Below are 12,450 nucleotides of genomic sequence, written 5' to 3'. Positions count from 1 at the left end.
TGAGTTGTTGTTTAGATGACTTTGGCCTCTTCGCGCAACAGCTTGGCCAGTTCACGAGCGGCCTCAGCGGGTTCACCCGGGATAACTTTGCCGGCCTTGCGCGCTTCCGGCAGCGCAAAGGAAATTGCCTTTACCTTGGCGGCAACCTGGCTTTCATCCAGGCCGATATCCGCCAGTGCTTTTTTGTCCATGGGCTTTTTCTTGGCTTTCATGATCCCCTTCATGGATGGATAACGGGGCTCGTTCAAGCCCTTCTGGGCGGTGATTATTGCGGGCAGGGTCACTTCCACCACTTCGCTGCCGCCTTCGATCTCACGGGTGGCGGTGGCTTTCCCATCGGCTATTTCCAGTTTGGTCACTACGTTGACCACCGGGATATTTAAAATCTCCGCCACTCTGCCGGCCACCTGGGCCGAACCGTCGTCAATGGCCCTAAAGCCGCCGAGTATAATGTCGTATTCCATGTCCCCGATTACCTTGGCCAGTATGGTGGCCGTGGAGTATTCATCCAGTTCCGCTTCGCCGGAATCCACCAGCACGGCTTTGTCTGCGCCCATGGCCAGCGCCTGGCGCAGGGCGTCCTGGGTCTGCTGACCGCCGACGCTAATGACGGTCACTTCGCCACCGGCCTTTTCTTTTATGCGCAGGGCTTCTTCCACTGCAAATTCGTCGTAGGGGTTCATAATTAAACTAACACCGGATTTATTTATTTTACCGTTAACGTCAAGGGTTATTTTAGCTTCAGTATCGAAAGTTTGCTTTATAAGCACAATAATTTTCATATAGAAATCACCTTTCACGCAAAAATAATTTTTCATTAAGATTTTCGATAAAATTTTCAATAACCTTAACTATCGCTGGTTGCCGGCCTAAATTTAAATCCGTACCGGATTACTCCTTCCTCCTCATAAATCTTTCTAAAGACAGCTTCCACCTTCATCCCGATAGTGATTCCTTCCGCAGGGGGATTTACCAATTGCGCAATAACCCTGGGGCCTTCCTCCAGTTCAACCAGTACCACGGGATATTTGCCCTTGCAACGAGCTTCTTCCGAAAACTCCGGGGGCGCACCACCCCCGGCGATAACAGTGTATGAATAAACAATCCCCCTGCCGCTAAGCTGTATCTCTTCAAATTCAGCACCTGTCAAGCAATATTTGCACACAGCTTTGGGAGGGAAATTCACTTTGCCGCATTTCAAGCATTTTTGCCCAGCCAATCTATAACGCTGGGGAACCGCCCGTTGATACATGGGGATCGAAATATGAGCTCCCATATGATCACCTCAGATATTTCTTTTAAGTTTCAGATATTGAATATAATTGATATATTGTTTTTTGTTTAGCATTGCTTTAAAGGACTTTGTTCTTTTCAGTAACTGATTGGTTGATTTGAAACTTAAGGCGTGACTACCCGCACCTGAACCATAAGAACAAACTATTACCTTATCATTGCTGGCAATATTATCTAACACCTGGCATAAACCTAACATTGCCGAACATGCCCCGGTGTCACCAACTAGATTAAAAAGCAAGCCTTCCTTCATTTGCTCTTCATTGAAACCGATTTTTTTGCCCAATGCAGAAGCGGTTTTCACATCATTTTGATGTAGTATTACATGACTATAATCAACAGGGTTTCTGCCTAGTTGACCAAGTAGTCCCCAAACTGCATTCTTAACCGTATCATTATAAGCCTGAGTGGCATAGGTTTTAACGCCAATATCTCTAACACTGGTTTCACCGGGAAGCCGGTAACGCAGGCCCATGGATTCACCGGTATAAGCATAAGCCCCTTCAAACTCCAAACCCGGCTCATCTTTTGCCAGCACAAATGCACAAGCGGCCGCGCCAAACCCATGTTCAATATCCATGGACGCATCGGCTGACAAAGAATCTGAAACAATCACCAGGGCATATTTTTGCTCCGTTTGCTCCAGCATACCCAACGCCGCCAAAAATGCTTCCGTTCCGGCCAAAGCCGAGTTGCCGTGTTGGCAGGTCAATACATTTTTATTTAACCTCAGGGCTTCGATGACTGTCCCCGTCATCACTTTTTCTTGGTAAGGAAAATTGGTAGATGCCAAAGTAAGTACGCCAATTTGGGAAATATCCACATCAGCTATGGCGTCCCTGGCAGCTTCCACAGCCATGGTAATTACGTCCTCATCTATATCCATTACTGCTTTTTCTTTTATTGCGGCACTGCAGCTTCCCAGGGCGTTGACATATTCGTCCCTTTTTATCCGCAGGAACGGCAAATAAACCCCGTAAGATACAATGTTTTTAGTCATCATTCGTCTCCCCTCTGATAAATGAAAACTGCAGCTGTTCCGCCCGAGCCACCTACATTATGTGAAAGAGCAAACCTGGCATTTTTAATCTGCCGGCTGGGTTCTTTAGCCTCATCCCGCAGTTGTTTAAATATTTCGCAAGCCATACCACAACCGGTGGCGCCAATGGGGTGGCCCTTGGCCTTTAAACCACCGCTTGAGTTTACCGGAAGTTTTCCATTCAATTGAGTAACTCCTTCTTCAAGCAGGTAGTGGGCACGTCCTTCTTCACAAAAACCAAGATCTCCATAGGCTAAAATTTCCGCAATAGTAAAGCAATCATGCACTTCAGCAAAATTAACATCACCGGGACCAATACCCGCTTGCTTATAAGCCTCGGCTGCAGCCTTCCGCGTGGCAGCAAGCCTGGTAATGGAATTTCTGTCGTGAATAGCCAGGTAGTCGCTGGCCGCACCGAAACCTTTAAGATAGACAGGTTTACTGGTAAAATTTCTGGCTATTTTGGCATTGCATAGCAATACCACCGCAGCACCGTCGGTTGTGGGGCTGCAGTCCCAGACATTAAACGGATGGGCAACGGGAACGCCATTCATAGCCTGCTCAATAGTTATTTCCTTGCGGAATTGTGCTTTGGGATTGGCCACAGCATGTTTGTGGTTTTTAACTGCCACCATGGAAAGATGTTCTCTTTTCAGGCCATACTCATGCATATACCTGGCCGCCATAAGCGCATAGATACCGGCAAAGGTGGAACCGGCCAGGCGTTCATACTCCGTATCCCCGGATACTCCCAGCCAGTACCTGCCTTTACTGGAAGATACATCCCGCATCTTTTCCACACCCGCAGCCACTACCAAATCGAACTTGCCTGAGGCCACCGCACAGGCTGCATTATACAAGGCAAAACCTCCGGAAGCACAGGCATTTTCAATTCGGACCGCATTCACATTGGGCAACCCCACGTGCCCCATGAGCAGCGGAGCCAGCTGACCCAGCTGGAATCCGCTGCCGGCACTGAGACAGCCAATGTAAGCTGCCTGGATCATTTGTGGGTCCAAACTTTGATCAACACTTTGCAGCATTTCCAAATATGCCTCAGCAAATAGCTCTTTTACCCCTTTATTGGGAAAGTCACCGTAGCGAGTTTGCCCGGCACCAATGATGGCTACGCCTTCCACCCTTAAACACCTTCTTTCTACAGCAGCTTATATTTGCATTTCTTTCAGCAGCCTACCGGCAATAACCATCCGCTGAATTTCGTTAGTGCCCTCATATATACGGGTAAGCCTGGCATCCCTATAAAAACGTTCCACCGGGAACTCCTTCATATACCCCATGCCCCCGTGAATTTGTACCGCCTTGTCAACAACCCTGCCTAAAGCCTCAGAGGCAAATAATTTAACCATGGGTCCTTCTTTAACAGCAGGCAGCCCCTGGTCCACCATCCAGGCCACCCTGTAAGTTAATGCCCGGGCAGCTTCGGTATCAGTGGCCATTTCCGCCAGCATCCACTGAATGGCCTGGAAACTGGCAATGGGCTTGCCAAATTGAACCCTTTGCTGGGCATACTTGGCAGATAGTTCTATCAATTTGTCGCAGGCACCCACACAGCGAGCTCCCAGAGCAACTCTCCCTTTACTGAGTATCCTTAAAGCGCTGGCGTAACCGCGGCCCACTTCCCCCAGAACATTTTCTTTCGGCACTTCGCAATCTTCAAAAATTATTTCAGAAGTATGTGATCCCCGAAGGCCCATTTTTTTCTCAATGGTGCCTATAGAGAAACCTGGAAAATCTTTTTCTACCACGAACGCAGTATATCCACCCCGGGCCCCTTTTTCCTTGTCCGTCACGGCAATAACCGTAAAAATGCTGGCTTCAGGCGCGTTGGTAATAAAATGCTTCATGCCGTTTAAAATCCATTTATCGCCCTTTAAAACAGCAGTAGTTTTCATATTCGTAGCATCCGACCCGGCATCCGGTTCGGTTAAGCCAAACGCCCCGAGTTTTTCCCCGCTGGCCAAAGCAGGCAGGTATTTTTGCTTTAATTCTTCGCTGGCCAGCTCAACTATACCGGTAGTACCAATACCGGTATGCGCTCCGATATAGGTCGTAAAACTCATATTAGCCCGGCCCAGCTCTTCAAGCAACAGGCATTTTTCCAGCATACTTAGGCCCAGACCGCCGTACTGCTCCGGAATACTCATACCAAATAATCCCATTTCTTTGGCCTTATCGATCAAGTGCTGGGGGATTTTGTCCTCTTCTTCGATTTGCTGGCTATATTTATCAACTTCATTGTCTACAAAATCCCTTATGGTACGCTTCATATCTCTCATTTCATCAGAAATGCTAAAATCCATAATTGGCTCTCCTTTTCAAAAAAATAGGATTATAGGTTTTAACACCTAATTATTTACCTTTGAAATCAGGTTTACGTTTCTCAAGAAAAGCTGTCGTTCCCTCGATGCGGTCATCAGTAGAAAAAGCTATTACCTGCGCAAACTTTTCAAACAATAGCCCTGAATTAATATCAGTATTAGCGCCCACATTAATAGAAAGCTTGGCCAGGCTAACGGCCACAGGACCCTTGGCAATTATTTTTTGCGCCATTTCTTTAGCTGCCGGCAACAAATCTTCGGGTTGATCAACTACTTTATTAACCAACCCGATTTCTACAGCTTCCTGCGCTGTTAAAATATCACCGGTAAAGATTAATTCTTTGGCCTTCCCTATCCCAACTATTCTTTGCAGCCTTTGAGTACCCCCGGCCCCCGGGATGATTCCCAGGTTTACTTCAGGCTGACCCAACTTGGATCGACTGGTAGCTATTCTGATATCACAGGCCATGGCCAGTTCACAACCACCGCCCAAAGCAAAACCGTCTATGGCAGCAATAACAGGCTTATCCAGGTTTTCTACATCATTTAAGGATTCCTGGGCTTCACTTTTCAGAACTTCTAAAGTTTCACGCTCCCTGAGGGACCGGATATCAGCACCGGAAGCAAATGCCTTACCACCCGCTCCGGTAATAATGACTACACGCACATCTTGGTCAAAACGGCATTCCCGGATAGCACCGCGGATTTCCGCCCATGTTTGGGGATCCAAAGCATTACGTACTTCCGGACGGTTTAAAGTTATTACAGCAATATGTCCATCCTTTTCCAATAATAAATTTTGAAAATCCATTCAATAATCCCTCTCTTTCAAATATTTTTTAACCAACCCATTCCCAAATTGCTGCGGCTCCCTGCCCGTGACCTATGCACATGCTTTCCACAGCATATTTGGCACTATAGTACGGCATCTCATGCATTATTGTTGTGGCAATCCGCGCACCGGTACAGCCCAAGGGGTGCCCCAAGGCTATGCCACTTCCACGGGGGTTGAGCAGCGGGTGGTTTCTAATTCCCAGCTTCTCCGTGCAATATACTGCTTGTGACGCAAAAGCCTCATTTATTTCCCAGATGTCAATTTGATCAACGGTCATCCCGGCCTGTTTTAATACTTTTGGAATAACAAAAGCCGGACCTATACCCATTAGGGCCGGGTCCACACCGACAACTGAATAACCAACCAACTTCATTTTGGGCTTAAGCCCCAGTTCTTTTGCCTTTTCCTTACTGGCTATTAAAACGGCAGCAGCAGCATCATTGGTTTGACTGGAATTACCGGCAGTCACAGTTGCCTTTTCATCATCCATGAATACCGTTTTTAATTTAGCCAGTGTTTCCATAGTGGTGCCCGGTCTGATCCCCTGGTCCCGGTCCACCACCATTTTTTTAGTACCCCCGTCCTCAGTGGGGACTTCCGCTTCTACAGGTAATATTTCATCTTTAAACAAACCCTCTTCGGTTGCCTTATGGGCTTTGGCATGGCTTTCCACGGCCATTTGGTCCTGTTTTTCCCTGCTTATGTTAAATCTTCTGGCCACCATTTCCGCGGTATAGCCCATTCTTATCATATTGGGATCGCAAAACTCCCCGAGCCTTGGGTTAGGGTCAACACCGCTAAGCATTGGGACATGTGTCATATGCTGGACACCACCGGCTATGATCAAGTCAGCCCACCCCATGGCAATGGATGAAATAGCAAACGCTATTGTTTGCAAACCGGATCCGCAAAGACGGTCAACTGTGCACCCCGGTACACTGTAAGGCATACCGGCCATGATGGTTGCATAACGGCCAATATTGGACCCCATTTCTTTCATTAAATATGTGCCGCCTAACATGACATCGTCCACTTGCTCTCTTTGCTTGCCTGTAATGCCTGCGCGTTCTAAAACTTCATTTATCACAAGGGCAGCCAGATCATCCGCCCTGATATTTGCAAACCAGGATTTTTTTCCTGATTTTGCTATTGCGGTGCGTACGCCTTCTACAAGGTACACCTCTCTCATTTTCTGATGCATCCTCCTTTGGGAACATGTTAAGTCGTTTATTTTTAGCATTTTACTTTCTGGTTCATTGGTTAACTACGGTTGGGCTTTCGGTTTTGTACGTGAAAACCCATTGCCGGGAAAAGGTGATATAAATTTTCTTTTCCCAGCAATACAGATTTCGCAATAATTTAATTATTTGCAATAGTCATAAAAGCCCTTACCTGTTTTACGTCCCCATTCTTTCTTAATGAATTTCTCCACAATTATAGGTGAAGGCTTATATTTAGGATCACCTGTTTCCTGGTAACGTTCGGTGCTGATATAATAAGTCAAATCAATACCGGTTAAGTCTAACAGTCTGAATGGCCCCATGGGATGACCGAGGGCGTGGACAACCGCTGTATCAATATCCTCCGGTGTAGCAACACCCATGTCATAAATGTATAACGCTTCATTTTTAATGGCAGACACAATGCGGTTCACTAAAAATCCGTATATCTCTTTTTGCAAAACAACCGGAATTTTACCCATTTTCTTACATACTCCAACTACAGTTTCTACTGTTTCATCCGAGACATGCGGCCCTTTAACAACTTCCACCAGCTTCATTACCAGTGCCGGGTTAAAGAAGTGCATATTGCAGACTTTTTCCGGGCGTTTTGTAACATCAGCAATTTTTGAACTTACAATATAAGAGCTGTTTGTAGCCAAAATGGCATGACTTGGGCAGATTTTATCAAGATCGGCAAAAATCTTACGTTTCAGATCCAGCTTTTCAATAACTGCTTCAATCACCAAATCAGCATTCTTGGCTGCCTCGGTCAAATCACTTGTAAAGGATATTCTGCCGCGTGCCGCCTTGGCATCTTCTTCCGAAAGTTTTCCTTTGGCCACCCGCTCAGGAAGATAAGTATCAGCAAAATTTTCAGCTTTTTGTAAAATTTCTTCATTGATATCAGTGCATGTTACTTTATAGCCCGCCAAAGCAGCGGAAAGGGCTATTTGGTGTCCCATGTTGCCCGCGCCAACTACACAGATCGATTTAATATCAACTGCCATTTCATACACCCCTTAAAATTAGTAATTTATCCAACTAAACTTAACCGTTTATTAGTTCTGGTCCATATCTTCATTTTCTCGGCTTCCTTGATTAGTTCATCCCTGTAATCCGGATGGGCAATACTAATTAACAACTCGGCCCGCTGCCAGGTTGATTTGCCCTTCAAATTTACTTTTCCGAATTCAGTAACTACATATTGGACCACCGTTCTAGGTAGAGTAATTATGCCTCCGGGTGTAATTGTTGGTACAATTCTGGACATTGTATTTTCTTTAATTTTTTTGGTTGAACTCATGCAGATAAAGGCTTTTCCTCCTCTGGAACGAACGGCGCCGAAAGTAAAATCAAACTGCCCACCGGTGCCCGAAATCTGTCTGGTACCTACGGACTCTGAACATATCTGGCCAAAAAGATCAATTTCTATGGCGTTATTAATGGAAATTTGTTTATCATTCCGAGATATGACTTCAACTGAATTGGTATAATCCACCGGGTAAATTGCACAAGCCGGGTTATTATGAATAAAGTCGTATAACTTTTTGTTTCCTAATGCAAACGTAAATACCATTTTAAAACGGTCGATATTTTTCTTTGCCCCGGTAATTTTACCCGCTTCATATAAATCAACAAACGCACCGCACAGCATTTCACTGTGCACCCCTAGATCTTTCAGATCGGATTCCGCCAGCATTTGGCCAACTGTATTGGGCATGCCACCGATGCCCAATTGCAGGCATGCCCCGTCTTCAATTTCCTCCACTATAAGCGAGGCTATTTTTTTATCCACCTCGGTAGCCGGAATTGTTGGGATCTCAACTAAAGGCTCATTATTGCCCTCAACAATATAATCCACTTCTGAAATATGAACGCATTCTTGATCCCCTCCCAAACAGCGGGGAACGTTTTCGTTGACTTCTATAATAACAGTTTGGGCCATTTCACATAACGCCCGTGCATAAGAGCAAGATACACTGAAGTTAAAAAAGCCATTCTCATCCATGGGGGTTGTTACTAACATAGCCACAACCGGTGTGTCGGATTGACCATTTCTAATGTTTACTGGTGATTCGGCATACAGACCCGGGATGTGATATGCTAAACCCTGATCTTGCAGTTTCCTGTCTATACCACTGAAAAAACCACTATTATATATAAAATGTTCCTGGTTTGGATCCTCAGTGGCTACCTTTACCGGATGGATTGAACTTACACTTCTAATTTTGACATTAAATAATTCATCTTTTCTTCTGGCCAGAGCCTCATCTAATGACCGTGGAGTTAGGGCAAAATGACTGTAAGCTACCCAGTCGCCCGATTTTACCACCTTGACAGCTTCGTCGGCCGTAACAAGTTTTCTTTTATACTCCTCTTGGTAAATACTCATACCTTAAACCCCCCTCACAATTATCCCGGACTACTTATATCATTTTTTAACCAACCCATTCCCAGATGGCCGCAGCCCCCTGCCCGTGACCTATACACATGCTTTCCACCGCATACTTGGCGCCATAATATGGCATTTCATGCATTATCGTCGTAGCAATCCGGGCACCGGTGCATCCCAGGGGATGCCCTAAAGCAATGCCGCTGCCGCGTGGATTAAGCAACGGATGGTTTCTTATCCCTAATTCCTCTGTACAATAAACTGCTTGTGATGCAAAAGCTTCATTTATTTCCCACAGGTCGATCTGCTCCTTGGTCATACCTGCCTGTTTTAAAGCTTTTGGAACAGCCACAGCCGGACCAATACCCATAATAGCCGGATCTACACCAACTACCGCATAGGTTACCAACTTCATTTTTGGCTTAAGCCCTAGTTCTTTTATCTTTTCCTTACTGGCCACTAAAACAACTCCTGCGGCATCATTCATCTGGCTGGAATTACCGGCAGTTACCGTGGCCTGTTCATCCTGCATAAATACCGGTTTTAATTTTGCCAACGTCTCCATATTGGTGCCCGGCCTAATACCCTGATCACGATCAACAACCATTTTTTGGGTACTTCCGTCGTCGGTGGGCACATCTGCTTCTATAGGTAAAATTTCTTCTTTAAATAACCCCTCTTCAGTTGCCTTATGAGCCTTAGCATGACTTTCTACAGCCAGCTGGTCTTGTTTTTCCCGGCTGATGTTAAATTTACGGGCCACCATTTCAGCCGTATAACCCATTGATATCATATTTGGGTCGCAAAATTCCCCCAGCCTGGGATTAGGATCCGAACCGGAACCCATTGGAATGTGTGTCATATGCTGAACGCCACCAGCTATGATCAAATCCGCCCATCCCATGGCAATAGTCGAAATAGCAAAGGCAATTGTTTGCAATCCAGATGAACAAAAACGATCTACCGTACAGCCTGGAACGCTATAGGGCATACCGGCCATTATGGTTGCATAGCGCCCAATATTACTGCCCATTTCCTTCATTAATGCGGTACCACCCAAAATAACATCATCGACTTGTTCACGTTTCTTTCCGGTAATACCCGCACGTTCCAAAACAGCATTTATAACAAGAGCGGCCAAGTCATCTGCCCTTACATTAGCAAACCAGGACTTTTTGCCCGCCTTTGCGATTGCTGTACGGACACCCTCAACCACATATACCTCTCTCATCTTAAATGACGACCTCCCATTTTAGGGTGTACATCTCCTTGTAGTTAGCTGATTACTAATGCTTCTTCCGGGCATTCCAAAGCAGACTTGTCCGCATTTTTAATCAACTCAGTTTGCATATAAACATTGGGCAATATATTATTTACAAAGAATTTTGCTGTGTTAACTTTGCCGACATAGTACGCATAATCGTGGTGATCCACACCCAATTCTTCAATTTTTTTCTTGGCTAACAATGCCTGGTCCATGATAGCTTCAGCAGCAAACAATTGGGCACAGCAGGTAAGTACACGCGGCGCATATAAAGGTATTAATTCGCCTTTTTCTCCCCTGTTGGCATAGTAAGATGCAAAAAGGTCCCTGATTTCTGCAACGCAATTATAAGCTTTTTCCAACTGCTTCATTTCTGAACTGAAGCTATCCGCATCTTTATTCTTTTCAATGAATTCTTTTCTATCATCCATCCAATTGGTAAAAGGCACACCGTCTTTCATTCTCATTTTGCGGCCGACTAAATCCATGGCATGAATAAATGATGTCCCTTCCCATATAGAAAGTATCTTTACGTCACGTGCATATTGTGAAACAGGGTATTCTTCCGTGTAGCCAACTCCGCCGTACACCTGAATGGCCTGCCCGATCATCTGCCAGGCAGTTTCACTGGCATAAGTTTTAATCAGCGGAGTTAATATTTCTGCAAGCCCCTGGCATCTGGCCGCTTTTTCTTTATCACTACTATGCTCGGCGACATCCAAGTAATAAAATCCCTTGAAAATCATGGCCCTGATACCTTCAATCTGAGCCTTCATTTCTATCAACATTCTTCTTATGTCTTCGTGTTTAATGAGTGGTACCCGGCCCGCTTTGGGGTTGGTAAAAGGACGCCCCTGAATTCGTTCGGTGGCATAACGTGAAGCAAAGTAATAAGCCGCCGCCATTTGGGCAAGAGCATTATGACCTGTCCCTATGCGGGATTCATTCATCATATGGAACATCATGGCCAACCCTTTTGATACACCATTTTCATCGGGAGGGCTCCCCACCAGTATTCCACGGCAGTTATCATTTTCACCAAAACTCAACATTGCTGTGGCGGATGCTTTGAGTCCCATCTTGTGTTCAACACCGATACAGGTCACATCATTTGGTTCCCCAAGGCTGCCGTCATCATTGACCCAAATTTTGGGTACTATATACAGTCCCAAACCCTTGGAGCCAGGCGCACCGCCTTCCGGGCGGGCTAAAACCATATGGATTATGTTCTCGGATAAATCTACTTCGCCGCCGGTAATAAACATCTTGGTGCCCTTGATTTTATAGATCCTGTGGTCATCGGTCGGATAAGCCCTTGTAGTGGCGTCCCCCACATCAGAGCCGGCGTTGGGTTCGGTTAAGCACATGGTGCCGCTCCATTTTCCGCTGAGCATGTTTTCAATGAACAGTTCCCGGTCCTTATCCGTTCCAAACCTATAAATCAGGTTGGCTGCACCGGTGGTCAACTTGATATATGATGTTAATGCCGGGCAAGCAGCCATTAGCATCTCATTATAGGCCCTGTATAAAGTTAACGGCATAAGCTCATCTGAACCCAAAGACTCATTGGCTGAGCCCCAACCATTTTCTTGCAAGAACTTATATGCCTCCACATATGACGAGGGCAGTTTTACTTGGCCATTTTCATATTTAACCCCTATTTCATCTCCCTCTTTATTAATCGGGAAAACAACCTCTTTGGCCATCTTGTAAACTTCGTTTAAGATAAAATCAATATCATCCTTTTCATAGTTATCTTTAAACCGCTCAAGACTAAAAACTTCATCCATATCGAGCCATTCGTTTAAAATAAATTTAAGATCCCTAATGTCATATGCAAATTCTGCCACTTATTAACCCTCCTTTTTCGATGTCGATAAAACTCTCCCATTAATGCAAAGCAAACAATTTAATACAGAAACCAAGGAGTTGCTGAATCTTAATCCATTACTCCCCCCCATCACAGAGATTATTAAACAAAAAAGTTCGCAAATTTCTTTGTAATTTAGCAAGAGCAAAACACGTGCCATTCTTTTCAAATTTAAATGAATAGGGTAAAAAGTCC

At 45.3% G+C, this 12,450-nt stretch carries 11 protein-coding genes; all 11 read right to left on the bottom strand.

All coding sequences use genetic code 11. The annotated features are described in order from the left end of the window. Nucleotides 1-11: 11 nt before the first annotated feature. A complete protein-coding gene (locus tag BM299_RS07925) occupies nt 12-782 on the bottom strand; it encodes an electron transfer flavoprotein subunit beta/FixA family protein (RefSeq protein ID WP_092482933.1) in 771 nt (256 codons plus the stop codon). Between the two features lie 65 nt (nt 783-847). Then, entirely contained in the window at nt 848-1,276 is a 429-nt protein-coding gene (locus BM299_RS07920) for a Zn-ribbon domain-containing OB-fold protein (protein ID WP_092482932.1), read from the bottom strand. Between the two features lie 9 nt (nt 1,277-1,285). After that, the gene (locus BM299_RS07915; protein WP_092482931.1) at nt 1,286-2,296 is read right to left on the bottom strand and encodes a hydroxymethylglutaryl-CoA synthase; all 1,011 of its coding nucleotides are present in this window, start codon (nt 2,294-2,296) and stop codon (nt 1,286-1,288) included. After that, entirely contained in the window at nt 2,293-3,471 is a 1,179-nt protein-coding gene (locus tag BM299_RS07910; protein ID WP_092482930.1) for a thiolase domain-containing protein, read from the bottom strand. The genes BM299_RS07915 and BM299_RS07910 overlap by 4 nt, the downstream gene beginning before the upstream one ends. A gap of 27 nt (nt 3,472-3,498) precedes the next feature. Beyond that, a complete protein-coding gene (locus BM299_RS07905) occupies nt 3,499-4,653 on the bottom strand; it encodes an acyl-CoA dehydrogenase family protein (protein WP_092482929.1) in 1,155 nt (384 codons plus the stop codon). A gap of 49 nt (nt 4,654-4,702) precedes the next feature. Next, nucleotides 4,703-5,482, bottom strand: coding sequence for an enoyl-CoA hydratase-related protein (locus tag BM299_RS07900; protein ID WP_092482928.1), 780 nt, complete (start codon nt 5,480-5,482; stop codon nt 4,703-4,705). A 28-nt stretch (nt 5,483-5,510) separates the two neighbouring features. Further along, nucleotides 5,511-6,695 carry a thiolase family protein gene (locus tag BM299_RS07895; RefSeq protein WP_092482927.1) on the bottom strand — a complete coding sequence of 395 codons (1,185 nt, stop codon included), beginning with the start codon at nt 6,693-6,695 and terminating at the stop codon, nt 5,511-5,513. Between the two features lie 174 nt (nt 6,696-6,869). Further along, nucleotides 6,870-7,736, bottom strand: a complete 867-nt coding sequence (locus BM299_RS07890; RefSeq protein ID WP_092482926.1) for a 3-hydroxyacyl-CoA dehydrogenase family protein — start codon at nt 7,734-7,736, stop codon at nt 6,870-6,872. A gap of 26 nt (nt 7,737-7,762) precedes the next feature. Then, nucleotides 7,763-9,121, bottom strand: coding sequence for an acetyl-CoA hydrolase/transferase family protein (locus BM299_RS07885; RefSeq protein ID WP_092482925.1), 1,359 nt, complete (start codon nt 9,119-9,121; stop codon nt 7,763-7,765). 46 nt (nt 9,122-9,167) lie between these two features. After that, complete coding sequence (locus tag BM299_RS07880) at nt 9,168-10,352, bottom strand: thiolase family protein (protein ID WP_092482924.1); 1,185 nt, start codon at nt 10,350-10,352, stop codon at nt 9,168-9,170. Nucleotides 10,353-10,396: 44 nt separating this feature from the next. Then, nucleotides 10,397-12,235 (bottom strand): acyl-CoA dehydrogenase, encoded by a 1,839-nt coding sequence (locus BM299_RS07875; protein ID WP_092482923.1) that lies wholly within the window; start codon nt 12,233-12,235, stop codon nt 10,397-10,399. Nucleotides 12,236-12,450 lie beyond the last annotated feature (215 nt).

Origin of the sequence: Desulfoscipio geothermicus DSM 3669 (assembly GCF_900115975.1) — a bacterium.
Lineage (GTDB): Bacteria > Bacillota > Desulfotomaculia > Desulfotomaculales > Desulfallaceae > Desulfoscipio > Desulfoscipio geothermicus.
This window is presented reverse-complemented; position numbering and strand designations above follow the sequence as displayed.